This is a genomic window from Streptococcus lishijunsis, from assembly GCF_047290665.1.
Classification (GTDB): Bacteria; Bacillota; Bacilli; order Lactobacillales; family Streptococcaceae; genus Streptococcus.
Genome location: NZ_JBLBUC010000013.1, coordinates 1 through 17,748, shown reverse-complemented (window position 1 = coordinate 17,748; position 17,748 = coordinate 1). Strand labels below are relative to the sequence as shown.

The window sequence follows — 17,748 nt, the reverse complement described above, 5'->3', positions numbered from 1 at the left end:
TTCTAAATTGATTTAGAGGGAGTTTTGCTGTGGTCAGGATAGCGAAAAAGTGCTATAATGAACAGATAATTGTAGTTTTAGAGTGTTTCAACTTGTGAAAAGTACAAAAATGAGCTATAATAACATTTACTAGACATTTTGGAAAGAAGGTGTAAGTATGGGATTTACAGATGAAACTGTTCGATTCAATCTTGATGATGGAAACAAACAAGCTATCAGCGATACCCTAACAACAGTGTATAAATCACTTGAAGAAAAAGGGTATAATCCTATTAACCAGATTGTAGGTTATGTCCTAAGTGGGGACCCAGCTTATATCCCTCGTTATAATGATGCGAGAAATAAAGTTAGGAAATATGAGCGCGATGAAATCGTCGAAGAATTAGTCAAGTTCTACCTCAAAGGAAATGGGATTGATCTATGAGAATTATGGGACTTGATGTAGGCTCAAAGACTGTCGGTGTTGCTATCAGTGATCCTTTAGGCTTCACTGCTCAAGGTCTTGAAATTATCAAGATAGATGAAGAAGCGGGTGAATTTGGATTTGAGCGCCTAGGTGAGTTGGTAGAGCAGTATCATGTGGATAAATTTGTTATTGGATTGCCTAAAAATATGAATAACACTAGCGGTCCACGTGTTGAAGCCAGTCAAGCTTATGGTCAGCAGGTTATAGACCTGTTTGATTTACCCGTAGATTATCAAGACGAGCGTCTAACGACTGTCCAAGCGGAGCGCATGCTGGTTGAGCAGGCTGATGTGAGTCGTCATAAACGTAAAAAAGTCATTGATAAATTAGCGGCACAACTCATTTTACAAAATTATTTAGACCGAATGATTTGATTGTGTAGCATCGTTGATAACGATGTGTTTAGCAATGATGAGATAAAAAGGAGAACACAATGGCAGACAATCATGAACATAATCATGAAATGGTTACTTTGGTAGATGACCAAGGTAATGAAACCCTATTTGAAATTTTATTGACTATTGATGGTCGTGAACAGTTTGGCAAAAACTATGTTTTATTAGTCCCAGCAGGTGCTGAGGAGGATGAGTCAGGTCAAATTGAGATTCAAGCTTATTCCTTCACAGAAAATGAAGACGGTCGTGAAGGCAATCTTGAGCCAATTCCTGAGGATTCTGATGCTGAGTGGGACATGATTGAGGAAGTTTTCAATAGCTTTATGGATGAAGAAGCTGAGTAACAGCTATCAAGAGGTTGGGTGTGCCCAGCCTTTTTCGCTAGAAGCGCTGTTTGCTATAAGATTTACGAATAGATAGATAATCAATCTATCAAGGAGATATTATGGCAGAATTGAGTGAGAAAGAAACAGCTTTTTTAGCAACTTATTGCCAGAAAAAATGGCACTATTTTTGGGAAATCCGCTACTATCTATACCTAGTAAAGAAATTGACTAAATGACAGTTTTTGTTATACTGTAAGATAGGAAAGATTTCCTTAGGCATGAGCCTAAAGTTTTTAAATGACAGGAGAACCAGGTGAATTTTACATCAGAAACTCTCTCAGGACAATCTAGAGAAACACTTAGTCGTCTTTCACGTTCTTATCAGGTAGGTGAGCGACGTAATCATGACCGCAATTTTCGTGTTCCGACGTCCCATCGTTTTTATCTCTTGCTATTGAGTGCTGTCGTGAGTCTGTTAAGTGTCGCTGTACCTTTATTTACTCACTATGCTAATAGCGTCCAATCAGAAAATCTTTATATTGGGATGATGATGGTTAGAGGACAGCTCCCATATAGTGATGTGTTTGCGACAGGTGGTTTTGCTTATTATTTGCTTATTTTAGTGAGTTATCTACTGGGTTCTACATTTTGGTTGGTTCCTATCCAGATGCTATTTTTTTACACGGCTGGTGTTTATTTTTATAAAATCATCTACTATGTCAGTGACCGTAGGGATATTACCCTAGCATTCACCCTGATTTTTTATGTGCTTAATATAGTCTTTGGATTCGGTGGTCTGTATCCTAGTCAGTTTGGCATGCCTTTTGTTTTGATTGCCATTTGGTTTTTAGTGCGCTACTTTGCAGGAATGGTCAAAGATGAAGCATTTATTATTTATGGCATTATGGGAGCTTTTGCACTCTTATTTGACCCACAGTCTGTCGTTTTTTGGCTTCTATCTTTTGTGTTCATTGCTATCTATAATATCAGACATAAGCACTTTGCACGTGGGTTTTACCAATTGCTATGTATTATTTTTGGGACTTCCTTAATCATTTATACCGCAGGCTTTTTCATCTTTAATCTTCAAATACTGTCCTCTTATATCAAGCAAGCTTTTATTTATCCTTTTACGACACCAGTTATGGGCAATGATAATATTATCTTATCTTTTGCTTTACAATTGGCAGTGAGTCTTGGTTCGGGGATACTGGCTGGTTTATTAGGCATCTTTAAACGTCAAGACATTCGTGTTATATCCATACTTTTAGGGCTTACAAGCGTAGTATATACTCTCTTAGCACTATTTTCAGGTGATTATTGTCTCTATCATTTATTGCCTTTGACGATGTATGGTTTAATATTGACCGCTAGCCAGTTTCGTAGGCGTCGTGCGCAACGAACAGGTATGTCAGATATTGTATTGACGTATGTCAAGCGTGGCTTTTACCTGCCTGTCTTATTAGTTATCTTTGCTTTAGGACATTCGGCTTACCGCCTTGTGATGATGACCAGTCCTAATCAAGAACGTGTCACTATTGGAGCGTATCTGTCTAAGGAGACGACAAATGAGGATACCATCTATGTCTGGGATAAAACAGCAGCTATTTACAGCCATAGTCAACGCCGTACGAGCTCGCAGTTTGCTCTACCTGAGGTCAACACCCATAGTCAAGACCATAAACAGACCTTGATTGATAATCTTTTAGAAGATAAGACAGCCTATATCGTCGTCAAGAATAAGATGACGATACCAGCTGAGATTACAAATCTTCTTAAAAAAGATTATAAAAAAGTCTCAGTAAGTGGTGTGAGAGACTTTACACTTTATCAGAAAAAATAGAAAAATAACAATATCTTGTGTTTTAATATAAAAAGAAACACAAGATATTGATTTTTTTTGCCATAGTGATATAATAGATGTCACAGAAGGAGACGTGACATGCTAAAAGTAGAAGACATGATTGTAACTCAAGATTCTGATATCAAAGTGATTAAGCGCGATGGGCGCTTGGTGGCTTTTGATGCTAATAAGATTTATAAAGCCTTGTTAAAAGCTAGTGACAAGGTACAACCTCTAACGCCATTAGTGGAAGCGCAGCTAAGGGCAGTTTGTGAGCGTGTGGTAGCTGAAATTCATGCACGTTTTATAGAAAATGTCAAAATCTATGAAATTCAAAACATCGTAGAGCATGAATTGCTAGAAGCTAATGCTTATGCTATTGCACAAGAGTATATCAACTACCGTACGCAACGTGATTTTAAGCGTTCACAGGCTAGAGACATTAACTTTACGATTGAGCAATTGTTGCAAAAAGATCAACGTGTCGTTAATGAAAATGCTAATAAAGATAGTGATGTTTTCAATACTCAGCGTGATTTGACAGCGGGTATTGTTGGTAAGTCTATTGGCTTAAAGATGCTACCAGAACATGTTGCTAATGCGCATCAAAAAGGGGATATCCATTATCACGACCTTGATTATAGCCCTTATACACCGATGACCAATTGTTGCTTGATTGATTTTGAAGGGATGTTGGCTAAAGGGTTTAAGATTGGTAATGCTGAGGTAGAGAGTCCTAAGTCTATCCAGACAGCGACAGCTCAAATTTCACAGATTATTGCCAATGTCGCCTCTAGTCAGTATGGTGGCTGTTCGGCTGACCGTATTGATGAGACCTTGGCACCATATGCTAAGCTTAATTATGAGAAACATATGGCGGATGCAAGAGAATGGGTGGCTGAGGACAGGCGTGAAGCTTATGCCCTCTCAAAGACGCAAAAAGATATCTATGATGCGATGCAGTCTTTAGAGTATGAAATCAATACGTTATTTACCTCAAACGGTCAAACACCGTTTACGTCGCTTGGTTTTGGTTTAGGGACAAGCTGGTTTGAACGTGAGATTCAAAAAGCTATCTTAAATATTCGTATCAAAGGATTGGGAGCTGAACATCGAACAGCTATTTTTCCAAAACTCATTTTTACACTAAAGCGTGGTTTAAACCTTGCTCCAGAAGACCCTAACTACGATATCAAGGAGCTAGCCTTGGAGTGTGCGACAAAACGGATGTATCCAGATGTGTTGTCTTATGATAAGATTGTTGAGTTGACGGGTTCTTTCAAAGTCCCTATGGGGTGTCGTTCTTTTTTACAAGGATGGCGAGATGATGAGGGTCGTGAAGTGAATTCGGGACGGATGAATCTAGGTGTTGTGACTGTCAATCTACCACGTATTGCGATGGAGTCTGAGGGAGATAAGGCTAAGTTTTGGCAACTCTTTTATGAACGTATGGGCATTGCCAAAGATGCTTTGGTCTATCGTGTAGAGCGTGTCAAGGAAGCAATACCAGCCAATGCTCCTATTTTATATCAATATGGTGCTTTTGGAGAGCGTCTTGGTAAGTATGATAGTGTTGATAAGCTTTTTAGACATCGTCGTGCGACGGTCTCACTAGGCTATATTGGTCTATATGAGGTGGCGACTGTCTTTTATGGCAGTGACTGGGAGACAAATGACGAGGCTAAGGACTTTAGTATTTCTATCGTACGTGAAATGAAAACGCTGTGTGAGGCTTGGTCGGACGAATATGATTATCATTTTTCAGTTTATTCGACCCCATCAGAGAGTCTTACAGATCGTTTTTGCCGTTTAGATACGGAAAAATTTGGTGTGGTGTCAGACATTACAGACAAAGAATACTACACCAATTCGTTTCATTATGATGTGCGTAAAAATCCCACTCCTTTTGAGAAATTAGAGTTTGAAAAAGTCTATCCAGAAGCAGGAGCGACAGGTGGTTTTATCCATTATTGTGAGTACCCTGTTTTGCAACAAAATCCAAAGGCACTAGAGGCGGTATGGGATTTTGCTTATGATAGGGTAGGCTATTTGGGAACCAATACTCCAATTGACAAATGCTATGAGTGTGGTTTTGAAGGGGATTTCACACCGACAGAGAGAGGTTTTATGTGCCCGAATTGCCATAATAGTGATCCAAAGACTGTGGATGTGGTCAAAAGGACATGTGGCTACCTAGGAAATCCCCAAGCGCGCCCAATGGTCAATGGACGTCATAAAGAAATTGCTGCGCGTGTCAAGCACATGAACGGCTCAAGTATTTACATGACAGGTATTATTAAGAAGGAGAAGTAATATGGGAAAATATCAGTTGGACTATAAAGGACAAGCACAGGTAGAACGCTACCATGAAAAACAAGTCAAAGGGCTTCATAATACGCAAAAAGAGCGTGTGAAGGCGCTATTGAAAAAAGCAGGAAAAACAAACTAAAAAGAAAGTGGAGGATGCGTGAAGCACTTCCACTTTTATACTATAAGGAGAGGTGATATGGAACTACGGCGACCTAGTAAAGCAGATGAGATAGCGATTTTAGAGATGATAGATGATTTTCAAAGACACGATAGCAGTATGGATGGTGCGTGGCATATCGACATGGACAGTTGGGATTATGACCGATGGTTAGAGTCAAATCAAGCACAAGAGATGGGCTTCAATGGAACTCCAGCAATACAATTTGTTGCCTTTGATGGTCAGAATCCTGTTGGTTTTGTGCATCTACGTCTGCGTCTGACAGAGTCTTTGCGACATCGAGGAGGCCATATTGGCTATTCGACACGACCGACTGAGCGTGGTCGTGGTTATGCTAAGAAGATGCTAGCTCTAGCCCTAGATATAGCATCGCAAAAAAATATCAAACAGGCTTTACTGACCTGCCACGAGAAGAATGAAGCGAGTCGTCGGGTTATTTTAGCCAATGGAGGTCTCTTAGAGACTAAAGAAGCAGGGATTGAGCGTTATTGGATACCGTTAGAGAGGATAAATGATGAGACAAGCAAGATGGAACACTCCAAAACCTAAGGAATGGCGTAGTGACGTATTGAGCCAAGGAAGGATTATTGATTATAAAGCTTTTAATTTTGTGGATGGTGAGGGTGTCCGTAACTCTCTTTATGTGTCAGGTTGCCAATTTCACTGTGAGGGGTGTTATAACGCAGCAACTTGGTCATTTAGAGCTGGCGTTCCTTATACACAAGAGTTGGAAGAGCTAATCATGACAGACTTAGCACAACCCTATGTGCAAGGCTTGACCTTATTGGGAGGAGAACCTTTTTTAAATACCGGTTTCTTGATTCCTTTGATTAAGCGTGTGCGACGTGAGTTGCCACATAAGGATATTTGGTCTTGGACGGGCTATACTTGGGAAGAGTTGATGGTTGAGACTGAGGATAAGTTAGAGATGTTATCTTTAATTGATATTTTAGTGGATGGGCGTTTTGATATCCGTAAAAAAGATTTGACGCTACAATTTCGGGGGTCGTCTAATCAACGTATTATTGATGTGCAGCAGTCCTTAAAGCAAGATAAAGTGGTGATTTGGGAGAAGCTCAATGATGGACACGGAAAAACCTTTGAACAAGTTAGTCGAGAGGAGCTCCTGTAACATTAGCTTGACAGCTTGTGTTAGGGATGGTATATCTTTATCCACAAAACAACATGCCTCTTATCAACAACTTGTGGATAAATAGTGTGGAAAAGTGGATTCCTCTCTTGACAGAGCTAGAATGAGATTACATAACTGTTTTTAGAGAAGGTGTTGACACCTTAATTGTCACCTTTAGGTCTTTTTCTCCACAAGCTAAGATGCTATCCCCAACTTATCCTCTATTTTCTCCACAGGCTGTGGATAATTGTGGATAAGTCATTGGTTTAAAAGCGTCAAGTGTCTTGACAAGCTAAAAGGTAGGGCAACTGCTCTACCTTTTAGTGTTTTTCTTTGACAAAGACAAGCTCTTGTTCTGTGGATAAATCATTGCGATAGCAAAATCCCTGCCAGCTCAGCTGTTTGAGTTCATCCATCGTTTGGACATTGTGGTTTGCGGCTTGGCTAAAGAACTGTCCGCGTGCCTTTTTAGAAATGGTGGAGTGGTTTTTTAGGTTACCTCCATGACTTTCCATAAAGGTCACTCGAATGAGGTTTTGGCGTAGAGCTGGTGAAAAGACTTGCTCAAACTCACTAGACAGAAGTGAGATGACCAGCTTATGATCTTTTAAAAAGGCATCATAGCTAGTGCGCCAGTAGCTTTTTAAAGTCTGATTGTGGATTCGTATTTTGGTATTAAAATCAAGTCGATGTGGGGAAATCAGCTGGTATGCTGGAATAATCCCGTAAAGGCTCGAGGTAATATAGAGGCGCTCTTTGATGTAAGTCTCTTCATCAGGTGTCAAATCACTGCGATGGATATGGCGGTACATAAGACCATTGAAGAGGTGGAGGGCTTTTTTTAGAGGCGCTCTTTTCTTTTGCAGCTCTTGCCAGCGCTCAGCTTCTGTTGTCGCTTGAGCGTCTGAGATGTGATAGCTTGTAGCCAGTTCACTGATAGTACGAGAAGCCATCTCATCTACGATGGTTTGTGTTTTTGGCTCTAGGTCAATACCAATAGGCTCAGCAGTATCCGTCATTTCTTTGGCAGTTGGTAGTAAAAATATCATCATAGTGTCATTATGCCTAATCTCGCTCAAAATGTCAATGCAGAGACTTTTTACGACGTGCAAAATCGACAAATTTAAATTTATCCAATTTATGACGGCTTTCTGTGAATTGAAATTGGCGGTGATTGTCTAAAAAGACCTGTGATTTGACCGATACGACATGATGTTCAGCCCCCAAGTCTAATAAAAGCTTGTCCATAGAGGTGACTTGATCAATGGTGATTTCTTTTTGAGCAAAGTCAATCACTAAGCCTATGTCCTGTTCTAAGTATTGGTAAATGGAATGCTCAGCGATACTCCTAGTCATCTGAGGGACCAAATCTTTTCTGAGATAATCAATGTCTAGTACCGAGGCAACCCCATCGACTACTCTTTGACGTACAACACGCCAAATAATACTATTGATAGGAAAATGTGTTAACTCAGATAAGTTCTTGTCCACGATAAGTTTATCAATGGCAATAACATTGGTTGTTGAGTTGATATGAAGTGCTTGGGTCAGTTCTTGATAGCTTGTTAGCTCTGATATAGGAAAATGGATTTGCTCTCTTTTAAGCACCTGTGAGCCTGCTCCGTGGATTTTTTGGATTAGTCCTTGCTCACTGAGTACTTTGAGTGAACGTCTAATGGTATCACGACTGACCTGATAGTGTTTTGCTAGTTGGTCCTCAGAAGGTAAAAAATGATGGGCAGGATAGTGACCGTCTAAGATAGCTTTTTCGAGCTGCTCTGCAATGCTTTGATATTTTTTCATATAGTCTTCCTTGATGAGATTTGTTGTTAAAAAAACATACAACTCACCTTATTTTACCAAAAAGTAGGGCTTTTTGTCAAAATAAATTGCATACAACTTTAAAAACGGTTACAATAAAAGTGTTAAAACCAATCCCTAGAGGAGGAAGAAGGAACCATGGGAAAATTTGAACAAGATGCCAAGACGCTCTTAGATGCTATTGGCGGAAAGGACAATATCAGTGCTGTCACACATTGTGCGACGCGGATGCGCTTTGTCCTAAATGATGATAAAAAAGCAGACACTAAGGCGATTGAAGCTATTGGTGCTGTCAAGGGAACCTTTACTAATGCTGGACAATTTCAGGTCATTATCGGAAATGACGTCCCTATCTTTTACAATGACTTTACAGCAGTCTCTGGCATCGAAGGTGTGTCCAAAGAAGCTGCAAAATCAGCTGCTAAAAGCAATCAAAATTGGCTTCAACAATTGATGACCTTGTTGGCTGAAATCTTTACACCAATCATCCCAGCTATCATTGTGGGGGGATTGATTCTAGGGTTTAGAAATATCCTAGAAGGCGTGCAGATGGAGTGGCTCGGTCAAAAAATTGTTGATGGCGTTAAACAAGTCAACTCAGATGGGGCTCCTATTTACAACACGATTGTAGATGTATCACAATTTTGGAGTGGGGTTAATAGCTTTTTATGGCTACCAGGGCAAGCTATTTTTCACTTTTTACCCGTAGGTATTGTGTGGTCTGTCACACGTAAGATGGGCACATCTCAGATTTTGGGGATTGTTCTTGGGATTTGTTTGGTATCTCCGCAGCTTCTGAACGCTTATGAAGTAGCTAGTACGCCAGCAGCTGAGATTGCTAAAAACTGGTCTTGGGATTTTGGTTTCTTTACGGTAAATCGTATCGGTTATCAAGCACAGGTCATTCCAGCACTTTTATCGGGTCTATCTTTAGCTTATCTTGAGCGCTTTTGGCGAAAAGTCATTCCTGAAGTGGTTTCTATGATTTTTGTGCCATTTTTATCACTTATTCCAGCACTTATCTTGGCTCATACCGTTCTTGGTCCTATTGGTTGGACTATTGGTCAATGGTTGTCAACAGTTGTTCTTATGGGCTTGACAGGTTCGTTTAAGTGGCTCTTTGGAGCGGTGTTTGGCGCTCTTTATGCACCATTTGTTATTACAGGCTTACATCATATGACCAATGCCATTGATACACAGTTGGTTGCAGATACAGGTGGTACAGCTCTTTGGCCAATGATTGCTCTATCAAATATTGCACAAGGCTCAGCTGTTTTGGCTTATTACTGGATGAACCGTCATAATGAGCGTGAAGCGCAAATTGCTCTTCCGGCGACTATTTCAGCTTACTTAGGTGTTACAGAGCCAGCACTTTTTGGTGTCAATGTCAAGTACGTTTACCCATTTGTTGCAGGAATGATTGGTTCAGGAATTGCTGGTTTCTTGTCAACAACGTTTAATATTACTGCTACGGCAATTGGTATTGGTGGTATTCCAGGTTTGTTGTCTATCAAGAGCCAATATTGGGGAGCCTTCTTACTAGCTATGGCAGTAGCTATTGTGGTACCAATTGTGCTTACGATTTTCTTTAGAAAAGCAGGTTATTTTACCAAGACAGAAGATGAGACAGTCAAAGCACCACAAGTGGATGCGATTGAGGAAGCTCAAGCGCAATCAGGTATCACTAAAGGAACTCTTGAAACGCTTAAAAGCCCATTAACAGGTGAAGTTAAACCATTATCAGACGCTAAAGACCCTGTCTTTGCTCAAGGTGTCATGGGACAAGGTGTGCTCATCGAACCGACAGAAGGAGAATTGATTGCTCCTGTTGATGGTGTGGTATCAGTGCTATTTCCAAGTAAGCATGCCGTAGGCATCGTCTCTGATAAGGGCGTTGATGTCTTAATGCATATCGGTATGGATACTGTCAACTTAGACGGTAAAGGCTTTAGCGCACATGTTAAGCAAGGTGATAGTGTCAAAGCAGGTGATAAGTTGATTAGTTTTGATATGGCGCTTATCAAAGAAGCAGGCTATATCACAGAGACACCTGTCATTGTCACTAACCAAAATGATTATCAAATTGACACGATTGTTGACTTGCCAACTGAGGTGGCTAAGGGAGCAGAGATTCTGACGGCAAGTCGTATCTAAAGGAGGACCAAAAAGAGATGGCATTTGACAAAAAAAGTGTTGTTTATCAAATTTATCCCAAGTCGTTTAAAGATAGCAGTGGCAATGGCGTTGGGGATTTACGAGGTATTTGTGAGAAGTTGCCTTATCTTCATGAGCTGGGGATTGATGTCATCTGGCTCAACCCTTTCTATCCAAGTCCTCAGAGGGATAATGGCTATGATGTGTCAGATTACACAGCTGTAAACCCTCTCTTTGGAACGATGGAAGATTTTAAGGTATTGGCAGAGACAGCGAAAGAGTACGGTATCGAGTTGATGCTAGATATGGTGCTCAATCACTGCTCGACTGATCATGAATGGTTCCAAAAAGCTTTAGCAGGCGATCCGTATTACCAAGATTTTTTCATCCTAAGAGATGAGCCTACGGATTGGGTTTCAAAATTTGGTGGCAATGCTTGGGCACCCTTTGGTGATACTGGCAAATATTATCTTCATTTGTTTGATGTGACTCAAGCTGATCTGAACTGGCGCAATCCAAATGTCAGAGCTGCTTTGTTTGATGTGGTCAATTTTTGGCGAGATCAAGGGGTTAAGCATTTTAGATTTGACGTTGTCAACTTGATTGGTAAAGATGAGATCTTAGTTGACTGCCCTGTCAACGATGGTAAGCCCGCTTATACTGACCGTCCTATCACACATGACTATCTCAAAATGCTTAATCAAGCTACTTTTGGACAAGATAGTCACAGTATGACAGTAGGCGAGATGAGCTCAACGACCATTGACAACTGTGTCAAGTATAGTAATCCGGATAATCATGAATTATCAATGGTCTTTAATTTCCACCATCTCAAGGTTGACTATGATAATGGTCAAAAATGGACGATCAAACCGTTTGATTTTGAAGAGTTAAAAACACTTTTTCATACATGGGGAGAAGGAATGAGCGAGGGCAATGGTTGGAGTGCCTTGTTTTGGAACAATCACGATCAGCCACGTGCCTTGAACCGCTTTGTTGATATCAAGCATTTCCGTCAAGAAGGTGCTTGTATGTTAGCTGCTAGTATCCATCTCTCACGTGGGACACCTTACATTTACATGGGTGAGGAGATTGGTATGATTGATCCTGACTATGATAGTATGGCTGATTATGTTGACGTTGAAAGTCTCAATGCTTATCAAGAACTATTAGAGGCAGGGAAGTCTGCTGATGAAGCGTTTGCTATTATCAAAGCTAAGTCTCGCGATAACTCACGAACGCCTATGCAGTGGGATGATAGTCTAAACGCTGGCTTTTCAGAAGCCAAACCGTGGTTAGCTGTTGGTAAGTCTTATCAGACGATCAATGTAGCTAATGAAAAGACAGGCAATATCTTCTCGTTTTATCAAAAATTGATTGCTCTGAGAAAGTCTTATCCTATCATTGCACAAGGCGATTATAAGGCGGCTTATGTTGATAGCAAGCAGCTTTATGCCTTTGAGCGTCGATTAGGCAAGGAGCAATTATTAGTTGTCAATAACTTTACAGCAAAAGAGGCTGAGCTGGATTTATTAGCTGGTTATGAAGCAGGACGAGTGCTTATCAGTAATTACCCTGAGACAACAGTATCAGAAAAGTTGGTTTTAAAACCTTATCAGACAGTTGCTATTTTAGTAGAAAAGTAAAAAAGAACCCTTAGGGGTTCTTTTTTACTCCACATAGATACGCTTAGCAATGGTTTCTGTGACTTGAAAGGTATTGCCAGAAGCGCAAACGGTATAAGTCCCTGCAAAACTATCATGCTCAAGAATCTGGATGGGCATACCGATATGCAGTTGGTGCTGTTCCATGTAGTGAAGGAGATTGCGGCTATCTCTAACACGTACAAGAGTGTAAGAGCCTAATGTATCAATCTGGCTGAGTGTTGTTTGGTGAGCCTCAATCAAGGGAGAATTAGGCTTTGGAATAGTGCCTCCATGAGGGCATTCCTCAGGATAACCTAGCATTTTATCTAAGCGCTCAATGAAATGATCAGAGACGACATGCTCCAGAACTTCAGCTTCGTCATGTACTTCATCGGTCGAATAGGCTAGGTGGTTTAGAAGTAGCACTTCAATCAAGCGGTGCTTACGGTAGAGATTGGCGACTTGTTTCATGCCTTCTTGCTGGAGGAGGTAGCCTTTGTCCTTGTCTTTTTGAATGAGCTTTTGGGCAATCAGTTTTTTCGTCATCTCAGAAGCCGCTGGTGCTGATACTGACATTTCTTGTGCGATTTGCTTGTTGGTAATTTTATGTTCTTGTTGTCCGAGGTCATAGATGCATTTTAAATAATCTTCTTTATTAGGCGTCATCGGTTTGTCCTCTCTTTTTATCTTATATAGTATAACAAAATTCTAAATAAAAAGTAAAGCCTAGGTCTTATGCCAAGTATCTCCAAAAAGGAAACTCCTAATCACTTATGAAATAGGAGTTCAAAACACGTTTATGGATGGGATTATTGACTAAGCCCTTGTGCGATTTTGTCTAAGTTCCACTTCATCATAGCATAGTAGCTATCGCCATCGTCTCCTTTTTCAGCTACAGAATCTGTAAAAATCTTGGCGTAAATGGGAATATTAGTGTCTTTAGAGATAGTTTTCATAGGACGATCATCGACACTGCTTTCGACAAAAAGAGCGGGAACCTTGGTTTGGCGCAGTTTTTCGACGAGTTGCTTGATTTGTTCTGGAGAGCCCTCTTCTTCGGTGTTGATTTCCCAGATATAAGCTGATGGGATTTGGTAGGCTTTTGAGAAATATTTGAAAGCCCCTTCGCTAGTGACAATCATTTTTTGATCAGAAGGGATAGTGCTAAAGTTTTCCTTAGCTTTTTGATCAAGTTCAGACAGTTGTTGGAGATAAGTAGCTAGATTTTTTTCGTAGTTTTCTTTGTTCTTAGGATCTTTTGCTATAAGGTGTTTGGCGATATTCTTAGCATAAATCATTCCATTTTCAAGATTAAGCCAAGCATGTGGATCCTCTTTTCCCTTTTCATCTTCGCCTTCAAGGTAGATGACCTCTACACCATCACTGACAGCAAAATAATCTTTATTCTCGATTTTATTGGCATTTTTAACCAGTTTACTAAACCAAGCATTTCCCCCTGTTTCAAGATTAATGCCGTTGTAGAAGATGAGGTCTGCTTGGGAGGTCTTTTTGACATCTTCAGGGAGGGGTTCGTATTCATGAGGGTCTTGTCCGATAGGGACGATGCTATGCAAGTCAATCTTGTCACCTGCGATAGTCTTGGTCATATCAGCAATGATAGAATTTGTCGTGACGACACGGAGTTTAGACGACTGAGATGTCCTCGTATGACTCGATGAGCAAGCGGCAACTATCAGTGTTGTGAGTAAGGCAAGGGTTAAAATAGCAATTTTTTTCATCAAAATCTCCTTATGACTGTAACAACTTTTTGAGTGCGCGTGTCAAAATGCCCTGTCTAGGAGCAAAGAGAAAGCCTATCAAAAAGAAAGTAGCTGATGTTAGGACGATACTAGAGCCTGCAGCGATGTTAAAGCTATATCCGATAAATAATCCTAGTAAAGACGCACTGGCTCCTAGTGTGGACGATAGTAAAATCATGCTCTTTAGACTATGGGTGTAGAGATAAGCTGTAGCTGCTGGTGTAATCAGCATGGCAACAACGAGGATGGTACCAACACTTTGCATGGCAGTGACTGAGACCAAGGTTAACAAAATCATGAGTAAATAGTGATAAGCATTCACAGGCATTCCCATGGATTTGGCAAGTACAGGGTCAAAAGAGGTGATTAAAAGAGGCTTAAAAAAGAGGAAAATAAGCAAAAGCACGACAACAGCGACTCCGATAGTAACCCACTTGTCTCCATCTTGTACAGCTAGGATATTACCAAACAAGATATGAAATAAGTCTGTCGAGCTATTAGCGACGCCTATCAGGATAACCCCAAGTGCTAAAAAGGCAGAAAAGGTGATACCGATGGCTGTGTCACTTTTGATAATGCTATTTCCCTTGATATAGGTAATTAAGACAGAAGCTAGGAGCCCAAAAGCAATAGCACCGATGAAAAAATTGATACCTAAGATATAAGATAGCACCACCCCAGGAAGTACAGCATGGGAAATGGCATCTCCCATAAGAGATAGACCTCTTAGGATGATAAAGCAACCCACTGCTCCGGCAACAATACCGATGACAATGGCTGTTATGACAGCATTTTGTAGAAAGTGAAAGCTATATAAGCCATCAATAAACTCTTGAATCATTTAACCTTATCCTCCATGAGTATCAGTTGCTTGCCGTAGGTGGCAATGAGATTATCTTTTGTAAAGGTCTGACTGGTCTTTCCAAAAGCAAGGACTTGTCGATTGAGCAGCAAGACTTGATCAAAATAATAGTTGACTTTGTTTAAGTCATGATGGACGATAAGGATGGTTTTGCCCTCATCTCTTAGGCGTCTAAGAGTGGTCATGATGATGTCCTCGCTGACGGAGTCTATGCCGACAAAGGGCTCATCTAAAAAGATGTAGTCAGCATCTTGGACTAGGCATCGTGCGATAAGGACACGTTGGAATTGTCCACCAGATAATTGGCTAATTTGACGGTTTTCATAGTCTTTGAGACCTACTAAATCAAGAGCAGCACCGACCTTGTCCCAATCTTTTGTCGTGAAGCGTTTAAAAAATGGGACTTTGGGATACAGCCCTAGGGATACGCACTCTCTGATAGTGATAGGAAAGGTAAAGTCAATAGCTGATTTTTGTTCCACATAGGCGATTGAGCCTAGTTTTTTACGGCTAGGCTCACCATCAATGAGGGTTTGTCCTTTGTGGTCTATGATATGGAGCATAGCTTTTAAAAGGGTTGATTTACCACCACCATTTGGACCAAGTATGCCGACAATGCTAGGGCCATTTATTTGTAAGTCAATCGTGTCTAGCGCTAGCACGTTGTGATAGCTGACACTGAGCTGTTTGATTTCAATCATATGTGTACCTCGTTCTATTTTTAATATAACTTAATCTAAAAATTAAGTCAAGTTAATTTTTAGAAAAGGCGAGATTTTTGGTGTTTTAGGCGAAGATACCTCAAAATACCTGTAAAAGACTGCAAAAATTGGAAGTTTTTGCTATTATGAATATAAAAAATAGAAAAGAGATGTTTATGGTACGTTTACAAGATGATTTTTATGATGCGATCAATGGTAAATGGGCAGAGTCTGCTGTTATTCCTGACGATAAACCTCGGACTGGTGGTTTTTCAGACCTCTCAGATGAGATTGAGGAGCTTATGCTGACGACGACTGATAAGTGGCTTAGAGGAGAAGAGGTGCCGATTGATCCAGTTTTAGAGAATTTTGTGCGTTTTCATCGTATGGTATCAGATTTTGAGAAGCGTGAGGCGCTAGGTGTTAAGCCTGTCTTGCCTATCATTGAGGAATATAGAGCGCTTGATTCGTTTAAAGCCTTGACAGATAAGATGGCGGCTTTTGAATGGGCAGGAAAGCCCAATGCGCTACCATTTGGTGTTGCTGCTGACTTTATGGATGCCAAGATAAATGTCCTTTGGGCAGAGGCACCTAGTTTGATTTTGCCAGATACGACCTATTATCAAGAAGGCAATGAACAAGCTCCTGTTCTTTTAGCTGAGTGGCGTAGTATGTACGAAGAGCTATTGCCACAGTTTGGCTTTGCTACAGATGAAATTGCAACGTTATTAGATAATATTATCGCTTTAGATGCTAAATTAGCACAGTATGTCCTCTCAAATGAGGAATCAGCTGATTATGTCAGTCTTTATAAGCCTTATAAGTGGTCTGATTTTAAAACTTTAGCACCTGAGTTGCCCCTTGATGCGATTTTCACAGATTTAGTTGGTCAAGTGCCTGATAAGGTGATTGTCCCAGAAGAGCGTTTTTGGACTGATTTTGCAGCCGAATATTATTCCGAGGCTAACTGGGAGTATTTGAAGGCGAGTTTACTGGTATCGGCAGCTATGAGTCTCAATGCTTATTTGACAGACGATATTCGTATCCAATCGGGTCGTTATAGCCGAGCTTTATCAGGTACCCCTCAAGCCATGGATAAGAAAAAAGCTGCTTATTATCTGGCTCAATCGCCTTATAGTCAGGCCCTTGGTCTTTGGTATGCTAAGGAGAAATTCTCCCCAGAAGCTAAGGCAGACGTAGAAGCTAAAGTTAAGACGATGATTGAGGTCTATAAGACACGCCTTGAGGCAGCGGACTGGCTGGCTAGCAGCACACGCCAAAAAGCTATCACAAAACTAAATGTCATCACGCCTCATATAGGTTATCCTGAAAAATTGCCAGATACCTATAAAAAGAAAATCATTGATGACAAGCTAAGTCTGGTGGAAAATGCACAAGTTCTCTCTGAAATTGTGATAAGACACCACTGGAGCAAGTGGAACCAACCTGTCGATCGTAGTGAATGGCATATGTCAGCACACACCGTGAACGCTTATTATTCACCTCAGCAAAATCAAATTGTCTTTCCTGCAGCGATTTTGCAAGCACCGTTTTATTCTCTTGAGCAGAGCTCATCTGCTAATTATGGTGGCATTGGTGCGGTTATTGCTCATGAAATTTCGCACGCTTTTGATACCAATGGTGCTTCTTTTGATGAAAATGGTAGTCTTAATAACTGGTGGACCCAAGAGGACTACCAAGCCTTTACAGAGCGTACAGACAAGGTTGTAGCACAATTTGATGGGCTTGACTCGTATGGTGCCAAAGTCAACGGGAAATTGACCGTTTCAGAAAATGTTGCGGATCTTGGTGGTGTGGCTTGTGCACTAGAGGCAGCTCAAAAAGAAGCGCAGTTTTCAGCAGAGGATTTCTTTGTTAATTTTGCGACGATTTGGCGCCTTAAAGCTCGCCCAGAGTATATGCAAATGCTGGCAAGTGTTGATGTGCATGCGCCAGGGAAGTGGCGTACCAATGTGACTGTGACAAACTTTGAGGAATTTCATAAAACATTTGAGGTTCACGAAGGAGATGGCATGTGGCGTTCGCCAGAAGATCGTGTGATTATTTGGTAATAATTAAAAACCTCACTGAAAGCTATTATGATATACTCCCCATATAGTAGACAGTGAAAAAACAAAAATTCACTAGACACTA

The 17,748-nt window shown here is 40.7% G+C and carries 17 protein-coding genes; 11 read left to right on the top strand and 6 right to left on the bottom strand.

The window, feature by feature from the left end:
- Positions 1-157: 157 nt before the first annotated feature.
- From ACLN19_RS06295 to nrdG, 8 genes are all read left to right on the top strand, one after another.
- Positions 158-424 (top strand): IreB family regulatory phosphoprotein, encoded by a 267-nt coding sequence (locus ACLN19_RS06295; RefSeq protein WP_413384448.1) that lies wholly within the window; start codon positions 158-160, stop codon positions 422-424.
- Positions 421-840: a Holliday junction resolvase RuvX gene (gene ruvX, locus ACLN19_RS06290; RefSeq protein WP_413384446.1), complete on the top strand. Its 420-nt coding sequence runs from the start codon at positions 421-423 to the stop codon at positions 838-840. Before ACLN19_RS06295 ends, ruvX begins: the two co-directional genes overlap by 4 nt.
- Before the next feature lie 59 nt (positions 841-899).
- On the top strand, positions 900-1,205 hold the full coding sequence (locus ACLN19_RS06285) for a DUF1292 domain-containing protein (RefSeq protein ID WP_413384444.1): 306 nt from the start codon (positions 900-902) through the stop codon (positions 1,203-1,205).
- A 295-nt stretch (positions 1,206-1,500) separates the two neighbouring features.
- Entirely contained in the window at positions 1,501-3,030 is a 1,530-nt protein-coding gene (locus tag ACLN19_RS06280) for a DUF2079 domain-containing protein (RefSeq protein WP_413384442.1), read from the top strand.
- 99 nt (positions 3,031-3,129) lie between these two features.
- Entirely contained in the window at positions 3,130-5,343 is a 2,214-nt protein-coding gene (gene nrdD / locus ACLN19_RS06275; protein WP_413384440.1) for an anaerobic ribonucleoside-triphosphate reductase, read from the top strand.
- Position 5,344: 1 nt separating this feature from the next.
- Positions 5,345-5,479, top strand: coding sequence for a hypothetical protein (locus ACLN19_RS06270; RefSeq protein WP_413384438.1), 135 nt, complete (start codon positions 5,345-5,347; stop codon positions 5,477-5,479).
- 57 nt (positions 5,480-5,536) lie between these two features.
- The gene (locus ACLN19_RS06265) at positions 5,537-6,067 is read left to right on the top strand and encodes a GNAT family N-acetyltransferase (RefSeq protein WP_413384436.1); all 531 of its coding nucleotides are present in this window, start codon (positions 5,537-5,539) and stop codon (positions 6,065-6,067) included.
- A complete protein-coding gene (nrdG, locus tag ACLN19_RS06260; protein ID WP_413384509.1) occupies positions 6,033-6,650 on the top strand; it encodes an anaerobic ribonucleoside-triphosphate reductase activating protein in 618 nt (205 codons plus the stop codon). The genes ACLN19_RS06265 and nrdG overlap by 35 nt, the downstream gene beginning before the upstream one ends.
- 320 nt (positions 6,651-6,970) lie before the next feature.
- Here nrdG and yaaA read toward each other — a convergent pair whose 3' ends face one another.
- Both yaaA and treR read right to left on the bottom strand, forming a co-directional pair.
- Positions 6,971-7,699: a peroxide stress protein YaaA gene (yaaA, locus tag ACLN19_RS06255; protein ID WP_413384507.1), complete on the bottom strand. Its 729-nt coding sequence runs from the start codon at positions 7,697-7,699 to the stop codon at positions 6,971-6,973.
- 34 nt (positions 7,700-7,733) lie between these two features.
- Entirely contained in the window at positions 7,734-8,453 is a 720-nt protein-coding gene (treR, locus tag ACLN19_RS06250; RefSeq protein WP_413384434.1) for a trehalose operon repressor, read from the bottom strand.
- 156 nt (positions 8,454-8,609) lie between these two features.
- Between treR and treP the strand changes: the two genes are divergently transcribed.
- A complete protein-coding gene (treP, locus tag ACLN19_RS06245; protein ID WP_413384432.1) occupies positions 8,610-10,625 on the top strand; it encodes a PTS system trehalose-specific EIIBC component in 2,016 nt (671 codons plus the stop codon).
- 17 nt (positions 10,626-10,642) lie between these two features.
- Positions 10,643-12,271 carry an alpha,alpha-phosphotrehalase gene (treC, locus tag ACLN19_RS06240; protein WP_413384430.1) on the top strand — a complete coding sequence of 543 codons (1,629 nt, stop codon included), beginning with the start codon at positions 10,643-10,645 and terminating at the stop codon, positions 12,269-12,271.
- 24 nt (positions 12,272-12,295) lie between these two features.
- Here the strand turns inward: treC and ACLN19_RS06235 are convergent, their stop codons facing one another.
- The 4 genes from ACLN19_RS06235 to ACLN19_RS06220 form a co-directional block, all read right to left on the bottom strand.
- Positions 12,296-12,937, bottom strand: coding sequence for a metal-dependent transcriptional regulator (locus ACLN19_RS06235; RefSeq protein WP_413384428.1), 642 nt, complete (start codon positions 12,935-12,937; stop codon positions 12,296-12,298).
- Between the two features lie 143 nt (positions 12,938-13,080).
- A complete protein-coding gene (locus ACLN19_RS06230) occupies positions 13,081-14,010 on the bottom strand; it encodes a metal ABC transporter substrate-binding lipoprotein (protein ID WP_413384426.1) in 930 nt (309 codons plus the stop codon).
- A 10-nt stretch (positions 14,011-14,020) separates the two neighbouring features.
- A complete protein-coding gene (locus ACLN19_RS06225; protein ID WP_413384424.1) occupies positions 14,021-14,872 on the bottom strand; it encodes a metal ABC transporter permease subunit in 852 nt (283 codons plus the stop codon).
- Positions 14,869-15,594, bottom strand: coding sequence for a metal ABC transporter ATP-binding protein (locus ACLN19_RS06220; protein WP_413384422.1), 726 nt, complete (start codon positions 15,592-15,594; stop codon positions 14,869-14,871). The genes ACLN19_RS06225 and ACLN19_RS06220 overlap by 4 nt, the downstream gene beginning before the upstream one ends.
- Before the next feature lie 176 nt (positions 15,595-15,770).
- On the opposite strand from ACLN19_RS06220, the gene ACLN19_RS06215 reads away from it, so the two are divergent.
- Positions 15,771-17,666 carry a M13 family metallopeptidase gene (locus ACLN19_RS06215; RefSeq protein ID WP_413384420.1) on the top strand — a complete coding sequence of 632 codons (1,896 nt, stop codon included), beginning with the start codon at positions 15,771-15,773 and terminating at the stop codon, positions 17,664-17,666.
- The last annotated feature ends 82 nt before the right edge of the window (positions 17,667-17,748 follow it).